Source organism: Lentzea sp. NPDC005914 (genome assembly GCF_040629405.1).
Classification (GTDB): Bacteria; Actinomycetota; Actinomycetes; order Mycobacteriales; family Pseudonocardiaceae; genus Lentzea.
The window spans coordinates 222,475-239,824 of the sequence record NZ_JBEXVQ010000001.1; the positions used below are offsets into that span (position 1 = coordinate 222,475).

General features: G+C 68.4%; 11 protein-coding genes. 6 read left to right on the forward strand and 5 right to left on the reverse strand.

Annotated features, from left to right (window positions below; all coding sequences use genetic code 11):
- Nucleotides 1–23 precede the first annotated feature (23 nt).
- Nucleotides 24–1,037, reverse strand: coding sequence for a LacI family DNA-binding transcriptional regulator (locus tag ABZ345_RS00990; protein WP_359841584.1), 1,014 nt, complete (start codon nt 1,035–1,037; stop codon nt 24–26).
- 130 nt (nt 1,038–1,167) lie between these two features.
- Between ABZ345_RS00990 and ABZ345_RS00995 the strand changes: the two genes are divergently transcribed.
- The 6 genes from ABZ345_RS00995 to ABZ345_RS01020 are packed head-to-tail and all read left to right on the forward strand — an operon-like array spanning nt 1,168 to nt 9,910.
- On the forward strand, nt 1,168–2,451 hold the full coding sequence (locus ABZ345_RS00995) for an extracellular solute-binding protein (RefSeq protein WP_359841586.1): 1,284 nt from the start codon (nt 1,168–1,170) through the stop codon (nt 2,449–2,451).
- Nucleotides 2,451–3,425 (forward strand): sugar ABC transporter permease, encoded by a 975-nt coding sequence (locus ABZ345_RS01000; protein WP_359841587.1) that lies wholly within the window; start codon nt 2,451–2,453, stop codon nt 3,423–3,425. The genes ABZ345_RS00995 and ABZ345_RS01000 overlap by 1 nt, the downstream gene beginning before the upstream one ends.
- A gap of 2 nt (nt 3,426–3,427) precedes the next feature.
- Nucleotides 3,428–4,243, forward strand: a complete 816-nt coding sequence (locus ABZ345_RS01005) for a carbohydrate ABC transporter permease (RefSeq protein ID WP_359841589.1) — start codon at nt 3,428–3,430, stop codon at nt 4,241–4,243.
- A gap of 27 nt (nt 4,244–4,270) precedes the next feature.
- Nucleotides 4,271–7,333 (forward strand): glycosyl hydrolase 115 family protein, encoded by a 3,063-nt coding sequence (locus tag ABZ345_RS01010; protein ID WP_359841591.1) that lies wholly within the window; start codon nt 4,271–4,273, stop codon nt 7,331–7,333.
- Nucleotides 7,334–7,359: 26 nt separating this feature from the next.
- Entirely contained in the window at nt 7,360–8,364 is a 1,005-nt protein-coding gene (locus ABZ345_RS01015) for an endo-1,4-beta-xylanase (RefSeq protein ID WP_359841593.1), read from the forward strand.
- Nucleotides 8,365–8,377: 13 nt separating this feature from the next.
- Nucleotides 8,378–9,910 carry a glycoside hydrolase family 43 protein gene (locus tag ABZ345_RS01020; protein ID WP_359841595.1) on the forward strand — a complete coding sequence of 511 codons (1,533 nt, stop codon included), beginning with the start codon at nt 8,378–8,380 and terminating at the stop codon, nt 9,908–9,910.
- Here ABZ345_RS01020 and ABZ345_RS01025 read toward each other — a convergent pair.
- The 4 genes from ABZ345_RS01025 to ABZ345_RS01040 are packed head-to-tail and all read right to left on the reverse strand — an operon-like array spanning nt 9,877 to nt 17,094.
- The gene (locus ABZ345_RS01025) at nt 9,877–13,980 is read right to left on the reverse strand and encodes a hypothetical protein (protein ID WP_359841597.1); all 4,104 of its coding nucleotides are present in this window, start codon (nt 13,978–13,980) and stop codon (nt 9,877–9,879) included. The genes ABZ345_RS01020 and ABZ345_RS01025 overlap by 34 nt on opposite strands.
- 4 nt (nt 13,981–13,984) lie before the next feature.
- Nucleotides 13,985–15,286, reverse strand: coding sequence for an extracellular solute-binding protein (locus ABZ345_RS01030; RefSeq protein WP_359841599.1), 1,302 nt, complete (start codon nt 15,284–15,286; stop codon nt 13,985–13,987).
- A 28-nt stretch (nt 15,287–15,314) separates the two neighbouring features.
- Entirely contained in the window at nt 15,315–16,151 is an 837-nt protein-coding gene (locus tag ABZ345_RS01035; RefSeq protein ID WP_359841601.1) for a carbohydrate ABC transporter permease, read from the reverse strand.
- Complete coding sequence (locus ABZ345_RS01040) at nt 16,141–17,094, reverse strand: sugar ABC transporter permease (RefSeq protein ID WP_359841603.1); 954 nt, start codon at nt 17,092–17,094, stop codon at nt 16,141–16,143. The genes ABZ345_RS01035 and ABZ345_RS01040 overlap by 11 nt, the downstream gene beginning before the upstream one ends.
- Nucleotides 17,095–17,350 lie beyond the last annotated feature (256 nt).

Sequence of the window (17,350 nt, forward strand, 5' to 3'; positions counted from 1 at the left end):
AACCGCCTGTCTTCGGTGAGGAGTCAGGATGACAACGCGCGCGCCGAGTGACGCACGATCAGCTCGGTGCCGAGCGTGATGTGCGTTTCGTCCGGCTGCTCGCCGTTGATGAGCCGCACCAGCAACGTGATCGCGCGGCGGCCCATCTCCCGGATCGGCTGCCCCACCGTCGTCAGCGGCGGGGTGCACAGGGCGGACTCCGGGATGTTGTCGAAGCCGACCACCGAGAGGTCTTCCGGCACCCGCAGGCCCAGCTCGCCGGCCGTTTCGATGGTCGCGATGGCCGTGATGTCGTTGGCGGCGAACACCGCCGTCGGCCGGTCGGGGCCGGACAACAGCTCCCGTGCCGACTCGGCGGCGATGTCGTGGTCGTAGTCACCGCGGCGGATCAAGCTCTCGTCGACCGTCACACCCGCGGCGGCGAGGGCGCGCCGGTAGCCGGTTTCACGTTGCTGGGCCGACTTCAGGTCCTCGCGGCCGGTGAGCAGGGCGATCCGGCGGTGTCCCAGCTCCAGGAGGTGCTCGGTCGCGAGCTGACCGCCGTGCAGGTTGTCCGAGTCGACGGTGGGCAGCGGCGAGCGGCCGGTGTGCGGGTCGACCGCGACGACCGGGGTGCCGGGCAGTCCTTCGAGGTCGACGGCGGGCGTGACCAGCACGGCGCCGTCGACGAGCGTGCCGCTGAGTCTGGTCAGGTAGCGGTGTTCCCAGCCCTGCGGGTCACCGGTGCGCCCGCCGGCCGAGTACACGACGAGCTCGAAACCGGTGCCGCGCAGCGCGTCCGCCGCGCCCTTGAGCAGTTCGGTGCTGAACGGCTCGATGTCCGCGACCAGGATGCCGATCACGTTGGTCCGGTGGTTGCGCAGGCTCTGCGCGACCAGGCTCGCCTCGTAGCCCAGCTCCTTGATCACCTGCTGCACCCGCGCGAGCGTCTCGGCGGCGACGCCGTAGCGCTGGTTCAGGACCTTGGAGACGGTCGCGACCGAGACGCCGGCGTGAGCCGCGACGTCACGGATGGTGACACGAGAGCGAGGAGGCACCGGGTCAGGCTAGCGATGTAAAACGTTATCGACAACGATTGACACGGCGAGATCGACGCGGAATTCTCACTAGCCGTCGCGCACCGTCGCGGATCGTCACACTCGGCCGACGTCGTCAGGAGTGGACCAAATGCGTTGTTCGCACAAGTTGTCCGTCGCTTTCGCCGCCGCGGCGACCCTCCTGCTCGCCGCGTGCAGCGGCTCCGGCGGTGATGCGTCTGCCAACGGACCGGTGACCCTCACCTGGTGGCACAACCGCACGACCGAACCGATGAAGTCGATCTGGCAGTCGATCGCCGACGACTTCCACAAGGCGCACCCGGACGTGTCGTTCACGATCGAACCGCTGCAGAACGAGCAGTTCCAGACCAAGGTGCCGCTCGCGCTGCAGGGCAACACACCACCGGACATCTTCCAGCAGTGGGGTGGCGGGTCACTCACCTCGCAGCTGAGCTCCGGCAAGCTCGCCGACATCACCCAGGCGTCGTCGGGCTGGATCGGCCCACTGGGCCAGGCGGCCCAGGGCTGGCAGTCCGGCGGCAAGCAGTACGGCGTGCCGTACCAGATGCACGCCGTCGGGTTCTGGTACCGCAAGGACCTCTTCGCCACCGCCGGCGTCACCAGTCCGCCGTCCACGTTGGACGAGCTGAACACGGCGGTCACCAAGCTGAAGACCGCGAACCTGGTGCCGATCGCGGTCGGTGGCAAGGACCGCTGGCCGGACGCGTTCTACTTCAACTACTTCGCGATCCGCCAGTGCTCCGTCGACTCGCTGAAGACCGCGGTCGAGAAGAAGGACTTCGCGGACCCGTGCTTCACCAAGGCGGGGGAGAACCTGAAGGCCTTCCTCGACACCAAACCGTTCCAGGACGGCTTCGTCGGCACCCCGGCCCAGCAGGGCGCGGGCAGTTCGGCGGGCATGCTCGCGACCGGCAAGGCCGCCATGGAGCTGCAGGGCGACTGGAACCCGGACGTGATGCAGTCGCTGACCGAGGACAAGGACCTGGACTCGAAGATCGGCTGGTTCCCGTTCCCGGCGGTGCCGGGCGGGCAGGGAGACCCGAACTCGGTCCTCGGCGGCGGTGACGGCTTCTCCTGCACCACGCGTGCCGCCAAGGCGTGCGCGGACTTCCTGGGCCACCTGGTCAGCGAGGACGTGCAGAAGAAGCTCGCCGCGACGGGCTCCGGGCTGCCCGTGCACCCGGCCGCGGTGGCCTCGCTGAAGACCGAGACGCACAAGAAGATCTCGGAGTACGTGTCGAAGGCTCCGCACCTGCAGTTCTACTTCGACATCGCCATGCCGACCAACGTCGGCCAGGCGCTCAACGACGCGATCGCGAACTTCTTCGCCGGACAGGGCGGGCCGGACACGATCGTGAAGTCGGTGAGCCAGGCGGCTGCCGGGAACAAATGATGAGCACCGCGACCAGTTCGCGGCCGTTGACCGCCCCCAGCCCGCACGCGCCCGCGGCTGGGGGCGCCCGGCGACGGTCCCGCTCCCGCACCCGTCTCGAGCTCGCGTTCCTGTTGGCGCCAGCTCTCGTGCTGTTCACCGCGTTCGTGCTGATCCCGATCTGCGTGGCCGCGTACTACAGCCTCTACTCGTGGAACGGCTTCGGCCCGCTGACCGACTTCGTCGGCCTGGGCAACTACGTCGACGCCTTCTCCGGTGACGTGTTCCAGAGCGCCATCGGGCACAACCTGATCATCGTCGCGCTCACCATCATCGTGCAGCTGCCGTTGAGCATCGGCCTCGCGCTCCTGCTCAACCGGAAGCTGCGCGGCCGGACTTTCCTGCGGATGGTGGTCTTCGCGCCGTACGTGCTGTCGGAAGCCGTCACCGCGGTGATCTGGCTGCTGATCCTGCAACCGGGTGGGTTCATCGACGAGCTGCTGCGCGGCGCGGGCCTCGGCTTTTTCGTACGACAGTGGCTCGCCGACCCGAAGATCGTGCTGTACACGCTGTTCGTCGTGATCACCTGGAAGTACATCGGGTTCGGCGTGATCCTGCTGCTGGCCGCTCTCCAGAACATCCCGGCCGAGCTGCGGGAAGCCGCCGCGCTCGACGGTGCGAGTCCGTGGCAGGCGACCCGGCACGTCGTGCTTCCCCTGCTGGGACCGACGATCCGGGTGTGGATCTTCCTCGCGGTGATCGGATCGCTGCAGCTGTTCGACCTGGTCTGGATCATGACGCTCGGCGGGCCGGCGAACGCGTCCGCGACGATGGTGAGCTATCTGACCGACCACGGCTTCAAGCGCTACGAGTTCGGCTTCGGCAGTGCGGTCGCGGTGATCCTCTTCATCATCTGCTTCACGTTCGCGTTGCTGTACCAGCGATACGCGCTGCGCAGGGACACCGAGGGCGCGCAGACCAGGGCGGTGAACTGACCATGTCACGTCGCAACACCGTCGGTTATCTGGCCGCGATCGCCGTCGTGGGCGTCACGATCGTGCCGCTGTTGTTCGTGCTGCTGGGCGGGTTCCGGACGACGGCGCAGATCAACTCTTCGCCGGCGGGCCTGCCCGGCCCGTGGGTGTGGGACAACTACCGGGACGTCGCGACGTCCCCGGTGTTCTGGCGGCTGCTCGGCAACAGCGCGCTGATCGCGGTGATCGCGACGACGCTCGCGGTCGTGCTCGGCTCGATGGCGGCGTTCGCCCTGTCCCGCTACGCTTTCCGGGGCCGGGAGGCGTTCTACACGCTGTTCACCCTCGGCCTGCTGTTCCCGCTGGGCGTGGCGTCGCTGCCGCTGTACCTGTGGTTGCGCCTGCTCGGGTTGCTGGAGAACCCGCTCGGCGTCGCGATTCCCGAGGCGGCGTTCTCGCTGCCGATCACGATCGTGATCCTGCGGCCGTTCATGCACGCGATCCCGGGTGAGCTGGAGGACGCCGCGCTGCTCGACGGCACGGCCAAGCTCGGCTTCTTCTGGCGGATCCTGCTGCCGTTGTCCCGGCCCGCGCTGATGACGGTGTCCGTGCTCGCGTTCGTGAGCAGCTGGAACTTCTACCTGTTGCCGTTGCTCGTGTTCAACAACTCCGCGAACTTCACGCTGCCGCTGGGCGTCGCGATGTTCCAGTCGGAGCACACCCAGGACACCGCGAAGGTGCTCGCCTTCACCGCGCTGTCCATGATCCCCGCGCTCACGTTCTTCGTGCTCGCCGAACGCCGCATGGTCGGTGGTCTCACCGGGTCGGTCAAGGGCTGAACCCGCTTCCGAGGAGGTAGTTCGACGATGACCTCACCCCTCGCCAGAAGGAACTTCCTGCAGCTGATGGCCGCGCTGACGGCCGTGGGCGCCACCGGCACCACAGCGGCGGCGGCCGAACGTGTGTCGAACGACGGCGGCTCCGGTCGCTTTCCGCTGGTGTCCAAGGGAAAGGCCACCGCGATCGTGGTGAGCGACTCCGATCACCCCGGGGTCGTGCGGGTCGCCGGAGACCTGCAAGCCGACATCGAGCGCGTCACCGGAGTCAGACCCGCGCTGGCCGTCGACACCGTTCCGGCGCGCGGTGACGTCGTGCTGGTCGGCTCGCTCGGCCGCAGCCGCCTGGTGGACGAGCTGGTCGCGGCCGGGAAGCTCGACGTCACCGGCATCGAGGGGAAGTGGGAGACCTCGCTGACGCAGGTCGTGCGGACTGCGGGCAGGCGGGCTCTGGTGATCACCGGCAGCGACCCGCGCGGCACGATCTTCGGCGCCTACGACCTCTCCCGGTCCATCGGCGTCTCGCCCTGGTACTGGTGGGACGACGTGCCGGTGGAGCACCGCGACGAGCTGCACGTGGAGGCGGACCGGCACAGCCTCGGCACGCCGTTCGTCAAGTACCGCGGCATCTTCGTCAACGACGAGAACCCGGCCCTGGGCACCTGGGCGCCCCGGTACTTCGGACCCGGTCACGCACCCGGCTTCCCCAACGGGTTCAACCACCAGTTCTGGGAGAAGATCTTCGAGACCGTCCTGCGGCTCAGGGGGAACTACGTCTGGCCCGCCGTGTGGGGCCGGGCGTTCGCCGAGGACGACCCGCTCAACCACGCCACCGCGAAGCGCTACGGCATCGTCATGGGCACCTCGCACGAAGCGCCGATGATGCGCGGGATCGAGGAGTGGAACCGTCATGCCGTGGCGGCCGAGCGCGACGCCGACGGCAACATCGTGAAGCCGGGCCACGACCCGTACGGCGGTACGGGGGAGTGGAGCTTCCGCCGCAACCCCGAGGCGATCACCGCCTACTGGGCCGACGGCATCAGGCGCATGGTCGACGACGACTTCGAGGGTGTCGTGACCGTCGGCATGCGCGGCAACGGCGACACCCGCCTGCCCGACGGCGACAGCATCGAGCTGATGCGGTCGATCCTGGCCGCGGAGCAGGACGTGCTGGCCCGCGTGACGGGCCGCGACCCGGCCTCGGTCCCGCAGGTGTGGACGCTCTACAAGGAGGTGATGCGGTACTGGGAGAAGGGTTTGCGCCCGCCGGACCACGTCACCGTCGTCTTCCCCGACGACAACTGGGGCAACCTCTGCAAGCTGCCGGACCGGTCGTTGCCGCCCCGCGCGGGCGGATACGGTCTCTACTACCACTTCGACTACGTCGGTGGCGGCCGCAACTACAAGTGGGTCGACACGTGCGCGATCGCCAACGTGTGGGAGCAGCTGTACCAGGCCGCCGAGTACGGCGTCTCCCGGCTGTGGGTGGCCAACGTCGGCGACTTCAAGGGCAACGAGCTGCCCGCGCAGTTCTTCCTCGACCAGGCGTGGAAGCCGATGTCGTTGAAACAGCTGCCGGTGTGGGAGCGCGACTTCGCCGAGCAGAACTTCGGCAGGCGCACCGCCGTGGCCGTCGCCGCGGTGCTGAACACCTACGGCAGGCTCCAGGCGCGCCGCAAACCCGAGCTGCTCAACCGCAGGATCACGCTCGACGGCACGTCGATCGTCTACGACGACAAGGCGACGCCGTTCAGCCTGGTGCACTACCGCGAGATCGAGCGGGTCACGCAGGAGTGGCGTGAGCTCGCCGAGCGCGCCGAGCACATCGCCGCACGGCTTCCCGCGGCGTACCAGGACGCGTTCTTCGAACTGGTGCTGTACCAGGTGAAGGCGACGGCGAACCTGTACGAGCTGCGCCGGGCGGAGTTCACGAACATCTTCTACGCGGAGCAGGGCCGCGCGCTGGCCAACGATCTCGCCGCGACCGCCGAGGCGCGGTTCGCCGACGACCTCGCGCTGGCCGAGCGGTACAACACCGTCGTCGCGGGCGGCAAGTGGCGTGGTTTCCAGACCCAGCCCCACATCGGGTACGGCGACGTCGAGCGCTACGGCCCGAACGCGCCCTGGCAGCAGCCGGAGAAGGACAACGTCGCGTTGCCCGACGAGATCTTCCCTCCGGTGCGCCGGATCCCGGTGCCGTCCGGTGCCGAGATGGGCGTGGCGATCGACGGCTCCGATCAGTGGTGGCCGTCCTCTTCGGACAGCCCGGTGCTGCCCGAGTTCAGCCCGTTCCAGAGCCAGCCGGAGCAGTACGTCGACGTCTTCAACCGCGGCGGTCAGCCGTTCGACTGCACGATCCGCGCCGGGGTGCCGTGGCTGGTGGTGCAGCCGGGCCGAGGCAGGGTCGACAAGCAGTTGCGGGCGGAGCTGCACGTCGACTGGTCGCGGGCACCGAAGGGCACGACCCGGGTCCCGGTCACCGTCTCCGGAGCCGGTCGCACGGTGACCGTCCAGGCCGTGGTCAGCAATCCCGACGTGCCGCGTGCCTGGCGTGAGGGCTTCATCGAGGCCAACGGTTACGTGTCGATGGAGGCCGAGCACTTCAGCGCGAACGCCGCCGTGGGAGACGTGCGGTGGCAACGGATTCCCGGCATCGGCCGGACCGGTGCGGGCATGAAGCCGTTCCCGGTGACGGCGGCGGTCCAGGAGCCCGGTCGCGGGCCCGTGCTGGAGTACCGGATGACCCTGCTCACGCCGGGCGAGATCACCGTGTGGGCCTATCTCTCGCCGCGCGCGGGTGTCCTGCCGACGCCCGGACTTCGTTACGCAGTCTCGTTCGACGACGCGACACCGCAGGTCGTGGACGTGATCAAGGCGACCGGTGCGGACCACACGGGCATGAACCGTCAGTGGGAACGCACCACCTCCGACAACGTGAACCTCACCCCCACCAGGCACGTGATCGCCGCTCCCGGCCCGCACGTGCTCCGGTTCTGGATGGTCGATCCGACCGTCGTCGTGCAGAAGCTCGTCGTGGACACCGGCGGTCTGCGACCGAGCTACCTCGGACCGCCGGAGAGCAAGCGGTTGTAGACAACACCCCTCAAGGAGCGACAATGATGTTGCGCTTACCCCGGGTTCTCGCGATCACGGCGGCGGCGGCCGTGATGGCGGCGGGCCAGGCGGTTCCCGCATCGGCTGCGGGACCGTTGAAGGACATCACCACCAGGTACGTGGGCAGCGCGGTGGCCGCCCAGAACCTGAACGAATCCGATTTCCGGTCGGTGCTGACGCGCGAGTTCGACAACGTCACACCCGAGAACGAGATGAAGTGGGCGGTCGTCGAACCGAACCGCGGCCAGTTCAACTGGGGCGGCGCGGACGCGATCGTCAACTACGCCCAGCAGAACGGCAAGACCGTGCGCGGGCACACGCTGGTGTGGCACAGCCAGTATCCCGGCTGGTTGAACAACCTCGGTTCGTCCGAGCTGCGCAGTGTGGTGCAGCAGCACATCAACACGGAGATGGGCCGGTACCGCGGTCGGATCCGGGCGTGGGACGTCGTCAACGAGATGTTCAACGAGGACGGCTCACGGCGGCAGTCGATCTTCCAGCAGAAGCTCGGTGACGGCTATGTCGCCGACGCGTTCCGCGCGGCCCGTGCGGCCGATCCGTCGGCCAAGCTTTACATCAACGACTACAACACCGAGGGCATCAACGCCAAGAGCACCGGTCTGTACAACATGGTGCGCACGTTGAAGCAGCAGGGCGTGCCGATCGACGGCATCGGCATCCAGACGCACCTGGCCACGAAGTACGGGTTCCCGACGAGCTTCCGGCAGAACATGGAGCGGTTCGCCGCTCTCGGGCTCGACATCGCGATCACCGAGGCCGACGTGCGCATCCCGCTGCCGGCCGACTCGGCGAAGCTGAACACCCAGGCGAGCTACTACAAGCAGATCTGGGACGCCTGCCACGCCGTGCCGCGGTGCGTGGAGTTCACGACGTGGGGCTTCACCGATCGTCACTCGTGGGTGCCGGGCACGTTCCCCGGTGAGGGCGCCGCGTGCCTGTTCGACACGAACCTGAGGCCGAAACCGGCCTACACCAGGATCAACCCGTAGCTGGAGAGTCCACTTGGCACTGTTCTCGAACCCGATCCTGCCCGGCTCACACCCCGATCCGTCGGTGTGCCGGGTGGGACCGGACTACTACCTCGTCACGTCCACCTTCGAGTACTTCCCGGGGCTGCCGGTCTTCCACAGCCGCGACCTGGTGCACTGGCGCCAACTCGGTCACGTGCTGGACCGGCCGTCGCAGCTGCCGTTGCAGGGCGTGCGGGCCTCCGGCGGGCTGTACGCGCCGACGATCCGCCACCACGACGGCGTGTTCTACGTGGTGTGCACCTTGGTGCACGAAAGCCCGGAGAGCGGCAACTTCGTCGTGACCGCTGGTGATCCCGCCGGTCCGTGGTCCGAGCCGCACTGGCTGCCCGAGGCAGACGGGTTCGACCCGTCGTTGTTCTTCGACGACGACGGCCGGGCGTGGTGGACCGCCACCCAGGAGATCCGCGACGGACGGACCGAGGTCTACCTGCGCGAGTTCGACGTGCCGTCGCTGTCGCTGACCGGTGAGGAGCACGTGGTGTTCCGCGGTGCGATGGCGGACTCCCGGTGGCTCGAAGCACCACATCTGTACAAAGTGGACGGAACGTACGTGCTGGTGTGCGCCGAGGGCGGCACGGACTTCGAACACTCCGTCGTCGTGGCGTTCTCCGACGAGGTCACCGGGCCGTACCGCGGTTCGCAGCTGAATCCGGTCCTCACGCACCGCCATCTCGGGCGGGACCACCCGATCGCCGCGGCCGGGCACGCGGATCTCGTGTGCACGCAGAACGGCCAGTGGTACGCGGTGTTGCTGGCCGTGCGCCCGTACGGCGGCTACTACTACAACCTGGGCCGCGAGACCTTCCTCGTGCCGGTGTCGTGGGAGGCCGATGGTCCGGTGTTCAGTCCCGGCACCGGACGGGTCGAGGACTCGTATCCCGCGCCGGATCTGCCCGCGCACCCGTGGCCTGAGGTTGCTGACGACTTCTCGTCGCCGGCCCTCGACCCGGCCTGGATGTTCGTGCGCACACCGGAGTCGGAGTTCTGGTCGCTCACCGAACGGCCCGGCCACCTGCGGCTGCGCCTGCGTCCGGAGTCGATCACCGACCTCGTCAACCCGAGTGCCGTGGTGCGGCGCCAGCAGCACCAGTCGTTCCACGTCTCGTGCGAGGTGGACTTCTCGCCGGCGGGGCCTCGCGAGGCCGCGGGTCTGGTGCTGCTGCAGAGCAATGACTTCCACGTACGGCTGCTGCTTCGGGCGGACCACGAGGTGACCCTGGTGCGCCGGGTCGGCGGTCAGGACGAGCTGCTCGCCAAGACCCAGGCCGGCGCGGGTGTCGTGCGGCTGGGGATCGAGGCGCGCGGGCAGGAGCACCAGGCCTTGGTCGACGGCCGGCCGCTCGGCGCGCCGTTCGACGGACGGTTCCTCAGCACGCCGGTCGCGGGCGGGTTCACAGGTGTCCACATCGGACTCTATGCGACCAGCGATGGCGTGCCGAGCGAATCGTGGGCGGACTTCTCCGGCTTCACCTACCGGACGGTGACGGGGATCGCGGGGGAGTAGTACAGCCTGCCGTGGGCGGCCACCCGCACGAGCGCCCACCAGTGCGCGCCGCGACGAGCGGTGGGTGCCGCGGTGGCCGTCACGGGCACGGTGATCTTGCCTGTCGGCGGGATCACGAACGGCTGCGTGCGCGGACCGATGGCCACGTCGTCGTCCCAGGTGCCGAACGGGCTGATCACGGTGATTTCGCCGTGCACCTCGCTCTGCACGCGGTTCTGCAGCGTCACCGGCAAGAGTGCGTGCTCGCTCGGCCCGAGCAGGAGGGCGCCTGCCCTGAGCTGGACGTCGAGCAGTTCCCTGTCCATGGTGGGACCGGACACGACCTCGATGCTGTCCTCCAGCACCTGGCCGAGGTGGTCGCGGATGCGGGCGGCGTGAAGGTGCCGGCCTGGCCGGGCCTTCAGGATGGCGGTGAACTCGGCGTACTCGCCGGCGCCCAGGTCGTAGTCCCACGACTGGCCGTCGGTGAACTCCAGCCGTCCCCTGGCCGGGGTGGCGCCGCAGCTGACGGTGATCCGCGCCTGGCCTCTGGCGCCGGGAGCGAGCCGGGTGAGGGACGGGGTGACGTGCACGGTCACCGGCAGGTTGCCGAGGGGAGCGGGACCGGAGTTGTGGCGCCAGTAGCGGGTGTAGACGGGCTGGACGGGTTCGGCCGACTCCACCGGCGTGCCGGGGCGCGCGGTGGCGGGCACCAGGCGGAGCGTCGCCACGTCCGCTGCGCCCAGGTCCACCGTGGCGAAACCCGAGTGGACGGTCAGCGGCGAGAGATCGTGTTCTTCCAGCAGGTTCGTCCGATGAGCCGCGGACATGCCGCCGTACAGCGACACCGTGGCGGTCACGGGGGTTCCGGTCGACTCGTACAGCCGCACCGCGAGGTCCGAGCCGTGGTCGTCCGTGCCGCTCGCGAGCGGGTTGCCGCGGATCTTCGCCGCGGTCAGGAGCACCTCCGGCGGTGACACGGCCAGCAGGCTCAGTTCGACGGGCAGGTCTCCGGCGGTGGACGGGACCTGGCATGCGTGCAGCGGGTGGTTGACGTCCTGGCCGGCGCGGGCGAAGCCGGCCTGACGCCAGTCGCCCGCGCCGGCGACCAGGCTGAGGTCGAACGTGTGGGACCAGTGCTGCCACGCGAAACTGGACCCGTCCGGCACCGTGCGGCGCTCGCCGTCGATCCACACCTCCGCGGGCCAGCCGCTGCACGACCGCATCAGCGACACGTGCAGCGAGCCGTCCGGTGCCACGACGAACCCCGGGGTCCCGCGGTTGACGACGGCCACCGAGTAGTCGGTGACGGGATCGGTGGTGCTGCCGGGCACCTCGACGCACGCGTCGGCCAGGTCGTCGATCAGGGCCCGCACGTCCGTCACGATCAGCACCGGAAGGTCACGCGGGCCGCGCAGGTCGGCGTCCGGCACCCACTGCTGGGCCCGCGGACGTGCGGCGGGCACGAACACACTGCCGAACTCGTCGAGCACCGAGCGGCATTCGGGAGCATCGGCCAGCACGGCCGCCGTGAACTCGTTGTCCCCCACCACGATCCGCACGTCGGGCAGGTTGGAGTCCACCTCGAGATCGCCGTAGCGAGGTCCGGACGGGCGGGTGCAGGTGGCCGTGACACCCTTGGCCACCAACGCGGCCATCAGGTCTCGCGCGTCGTCGGCGACGACCTCCGCGACACCGATGGCGTGCAGAACACCGTCGGAGAGCCTCAGCCGCACGGGAGCGGAGAGGCCCGCCCAGGTGTGCGCGGGACTGTCCAGCGTCCAGAGGTGCGTGGCCGCGTCGACGTCCGGGAAGCCGAACGAGCGGCCCACCGCGGCGAACCCGACCTCGGCCACGGGCAGCGCTCCGGGCAGGTCGAAGCCGAAACGGCTGCGCAGCAACCGGTCCTTGCCGATGGAACCGTCCACGAAGGACCGGATGTCCACCCGCGGCAGCCCGTGCCACAACGTGACCTGCTGCCTGATCCGCAGCTCGCCGAGCTGGCAGGAGCTGATGACGCGTTCACCGACAGGACTCGTCTCGACCCGCACGACGGCCGGCCCCGCGGTCGTTCCAGGACCCTTGGGCAGCAGGTGCCACGGCCCCTCACCCCACACCGGATGCCCGGGGTGTTCCTCCTGCACCAGCATTTCCGCCGCGAGACCGCCGGGGCGCAGCAGCTCTCGGTCGGTAACACGGTCGTACACGCGGGACAACGCACCGCCGCGGTCCGGATCGGCCTCGACCACGAACGACTCGGACTCGATCGTCACACCGTTCTGCGGCATCCAGTACGGCGGCGTCCTGGGGGCGTCGACCACGCGGTACACCCGGTAACCGGACGCGGGAACCTGCCGCGCCAGGAACGTGAGCGTCAGTTCGAGAGTGCCGTCCGGGTGCTTGATCACGGCCTCGGTCACCGCGTCCACGTCACCGCCATCGGGATCGACGACGCGAGCACCCTTGAAACCGGGCAGCCGAAGTTCGACCGTCGCGACGGCATCACGCGGGAACGCCAGCGAGTTCACGACGATCACCGCCTCGCCCTCACCGGAGGTGTCGGCACGGGAAGCCAGGTGTGAGACGGCGTCGTGCAGGACGGAACGGCCGAGCTCGTCCGCCTCCCGCCACCCCGTCAGCAGATCCAGGTAGACCTGGTCGGACTCGGTGCCGGTGATGGCGTCGTGGTGCGCGCCGTAGACCAGCTGGCGCCAGGCCTTGTCCAGCGCGAACGCCGGATAGCCCGCGCCCACCAACGTCGACAGCGCCGCCATCCGCTCGCCGTCGAGCACCGCCACCTCGGCAGCGCGCTGGGCCTGCTTGGTGTCGATGTACGAGACGTCCTTGCCGGTGTAGACGGGGTTCATGTCCCTGGTCTGCGGGCTGAACGTCACCGAGCGCTCCGCAGCGTCCGCACGCACGGCGGCGAAGAAGTCACGGGGGAGACCGACGACGAAGCGCGGCCAGACGTAGTTCTCGTTCCACGCGCGGTGGATCTCGGTGCAGAACCGCGACGGCACGTTGTGGTCGTGCCCGACCGGCAGCATCACGTTCCGGGTGGCCGCAACGGAACGCAACGAGCTGAACTGCCGGTACGCCTCCGCCATCGCTTCATCCAAAGTGGACTTGCGCTCGATGTCCCACCCGGCCACGTAGTGGTCGGCCAGGTAGGCGGTGAGCACCCCGCGCCCGCTCGGCGAGATCCACTCGAACTCGGACGGGAACTGCATCCGCGTGATGTCACCGGTGTGCCGCTTGGCACCCACGTGATGCCACGGCCCGCGCGCCCACACGCTCGACGACAGCCCCGCGTCCGCCATCAACCCCGGATACGACGGGTCGTGCCCGAACACGTCGAGCATCCAGGCCGACTGCGGATCGGCGCCCAGCACGTCCCGCTGGAAACCGACCCCGTAGACCGCGTTGCGCACGGTCGACTCCGGGTGGGTCAGGTTCGTGTTGGCCTCGTTGTAGTTCCCGCCGACGATCTCGATCCGGCCCTCGCGCAGGAACCGCCGCAGATCGTGCCGATCACCGGGGAACGCGTCCCAGTGCGGCTTGAGGTAGTCCACCTCGGCGAGCACGAACCGGTAGTCCTCGTCCGTCCTGGCCGCGTCGAGGTGAGCGCGCACCAGGTCGAACGCCGAGAGCTGGAACGGCATCCGCTTCGCCTGCGCGCCCGGCAGGTCGAGCCACGTCTCGGTGAAGCCCGCCTGGGTGTTCCACCACACCGGGTCGTAGTGGAAGTGCGAGACCATCCACATCGTCCACCCGGTCTCCGCCACGGTCACCGTGACGTCCCAGGCGAACGGCGGCGCACCGCTGACCGGCGCGACGAGCACGGTCGCCGGATAGGCCGTGCTCGCCGTGACCGGCGCGGAGAACACCACGCCGATCTCGGCCACGACCTCGTCCTGACCTCCTGCCACCCGCACGGGCACGGGTGTGCGGACCAGCGGACCGGTGATCCGCACCCACGCCGACTCCGGCCGGGGCACCGCGATGGTGACCCGGACCAGCTGGCGTGGTGCGGAAGCCGTGCCGACGAACAGGTCCGTGCTCTCGACGGTCACCCCAGGATTGCTCGCCACGGTGCTACTTGGCCCCTTGCAGTGCTGCCTCGGCGTCGCGGAAGTACTGCGCGACCGCGTCGGGGATCGACATCTTGCCGAACGCGACCTGCTTGGCCGCGGCGTCCAGCGCCGTCTTCGCGTCGTTGTACCCAGGCGGCGCGGTCGGGGCGTTCGGAAGACCGTCCTTCGCCACCTCGTCGGCGACGTACTGCGAGTACGTCACGTCCCGCTTGTCCGCCGCGCTCAGCGACGGCGTCAGGGCCTCCAGCGCCTTGGCCGACGGCGGGATGCCGCGCGACAGGGCCATCGCCTTGATCGCGTCGACGTCGCTGACGAAGAGGTCGATCAGCTTGGCCGCGGCCTCCGGGTTCTTGCTCTTGACCGGAACGCACAGCAGCACGCCACCGTTGAGCGCCTGGCCCGTCTTGCCGTTGCTCCCGCGTGGCACCACCACGATGTCGAGCGCGTGCTGGGTCAACGGCTGCATCTGCGCGAGGCCCCACCCGGTGGTCATCGCGATGTTGCCGGCGATCAGCGGGTGGGTGCCGGCCGCGGAGTCGGTGTTGGCCAGCATCTCGGGCGGGCAGATCGCGCCTGCCTTGCGCAGCCTGTCCCACATGGAGAACCACTCGGCGAGGTCGTCCTTGGTGAACGCGAGCTTGCCCTCGGCGTTGTAGAGGTCCTTGCCGCGCTGACGCAGCCACGGCTGCAACGCGCCGGAGTCGTCCTTGGACGCGTCCAGAGCTCCGTACTTGCCCTGTCCCATGGCCTTCGACAGCTCACCGGCGATGCGGCCGAAGTCGTCCCACGTCCAGGTGTCGGCGGGGACGGGGATCTTCGCCTGCTCGAAGAGGGTCTTGTCGTAGAGGACCGGCGCGTAGCCGGACCCGGACGGCACGCCGTAGGTCTTGCCGTCCACCACACCTGCCCCGCGCACCGCGGAGTAGAGCGTGTCCATGTGGATCGTGCTCGGGATGAACGATCCCAGGTCGGTCAGCACGCCCTTGGCGGCGTAGGTGCTGACCAGCGCGGTGTCCATCTGGAAGAGGTCGGGCGGGTTGCCGCCGGCGAACTCGGTGTTCAGCTTGTTGAAGTAACCGTCGTACCCGGAGAACTGGGGGTCGACCTTGGTGCCGTTCTTCTGCGTGAAGATCTGCAGGGCGCTCTGGTACGCCTTGTTGCGCGCTTCACCGCCCCACCAGCGGAACGTCAGCGAGTTGTTCGCCGCGCCACCGCTGGTGCTCGGCGCGAACCCGCAGCCGGCGACCGACGCGGCCGCGAGACCACCGGCCAGGCCGAAGAGGCCTCTCCTGGAGATGGACATGTGTTTCCTTTCTTGGCGGTGAAAGGCGTTACTTGATGCCGGTGTTCGCGACGCCGTCGACGAGCCGGCGCTGCGAGACGAGGAAGACCGCGACGGTGGGCACGAGCGTGACCACGGACATCGCGAGCATGCCGCCGTAGCTGGAGCCGCTCGCCCGGTCGACGAACGCGTTGAGGCCCAGCGGCGCGGTGTAGCGCGAGTGGTCGGACAGGTAGACCAGCTGGCGCAGGAAGTCGTTGAACGTCCAGATGAACGTGAGGATCGTCGTGGTGAGCAACGCCGGTTTCAGCAACGGCAGGATGATGCTGAAGAACACCCGCACGTGCCCGGCGCCGTCCAGCTCGGCCGCCTCGTCCAGCTCGCGCGGGATGCCGCGGATGAACTGCACCATCAGGAAGATGAAGAAGGTGTCGTAGGCCAGCAGGTACGGCACGACCAGCGGCAGGAACGTGTTGATCCAGTTCAGCTGGAAGAAGATCGTGTACTGGGGGATCAGCGTCGCCTGGAACGGCAGCATCATCGTGCCGAGCATCACCGCGAACCAGAACTTCCGGAACGCGAAGTCCAGGCGGGCGAAGGCGTACGCCGCCACCGAGCAGGACGCCACGTTCGCGACCACCGTGCACAGCGAGACCGTCAGCGAGTTGGCCAGGTAGACGGTGAACGAGTTGCCCGTCGCCGTCCAGCCGCTGACGTAGTTGGCGATCGTGAAGGCGAACGGGAACGGGTTCATCGTGCTGAAGATCTGGTTCTCCGGCTTGAACGACGCGCCGACCAGCCAGACCATCGGGTAGATCATCGCCACGAGCACGACGATCAGCACGGCGTGCGCCCGCCAGTGGGCCTGCTTCTTCTTAGTCCGCATAGTTCACCCACTTGCGGGCCGACCAGAAGTAGACCGCCGTGAAGAGGCCGATCACGGCGAACAACACCCACGCCATCGCGGAGGCGTAGCCCATCTGCATGCTGCCGAATCCCTTGAGGTACAGGTAAAGCGTGTACAGGAGGGTGGAGTCGATCGGACCGCCGAGGCCGTTCGAGATGACGTAGGCCGGCGTGAACGTCTGGAACGCGTTGATCGTCTCCAGCACCAGGTTGAAGAACACCATGGGGGACAACAGGGGCAGCGTGATCTTGAAGAACACAGTGAACCGGCCGGCGCCGTCGATGGCCGCCGCCTCGTACAGGTCCTGCGGCAGCTGCTTGAGCCCGGCCAGGAAGATGAGCATCGGGGTGCCGAACTGCCAGCCGGACAACAGGACGAGCGTCCACATCGCGTAACGCGGGTCGCCGATCCAGTCCGCGCCCTGCACGCCGAACAGCCCGAGGATCTGGTTGACCAGGCCGTCGCGGGAGAAGATCTGCCGCCACATCACGGACACCGCGACGCTCGCGCCCAGCAGCGACGGCAGGTAGAAGGTCGCCCGGTAGAAGCCGAGCGCCTTCAGCCCGCGGTTGAGCGCGATGGCGACCAGCAGCGCGGCGGCGAGCTTGAGCGGGACCGAGGTCACGACGTAGATCAGCGTCACCCTGATCGACTGCAGGTACCGCTCGTCGGAGAACAACCGGGCGTAGTTCTCGAAACCGATCCACTGTGGAGCGGTCAGCAGGTTGAACTTCGTCAGCGACAGGTACAGCGAGTACACCATCGGGATCAGCGTGAACGCGAACAGGCCGATCAGCCAGGGCGCGAGGAAGGCGTAGCCCGCGAGGTTGTGCTTGTGCCGCTTGCGTTTGCGCCGCAACGGTGGTGGCGGCCGTTCCTCGACCGGTGGGTCGAGAACGGCTACGCCGCTGTTCTCCGACATGTGTGCCACTCCTGGGACGTCATGGATGGACCGATGGGCCGAGTGTTCGATGCCACGCACGGCGCAGTTCCAATGGTCCGTCCCAGGGAGCTGGAAAGCGCTTTCCGGGACTGTAGGAACCGGTCACCCACCTGTCAAGAACAACTTCTGGAAACCTTGTTCTCCAACGGGTCGGCAGAATTTGTGACTTGACTCCGACCGGGTGAACAAGTTTACGTTTAAACCAACTAGGCGGGTCCCAGCCGCGACACCCACG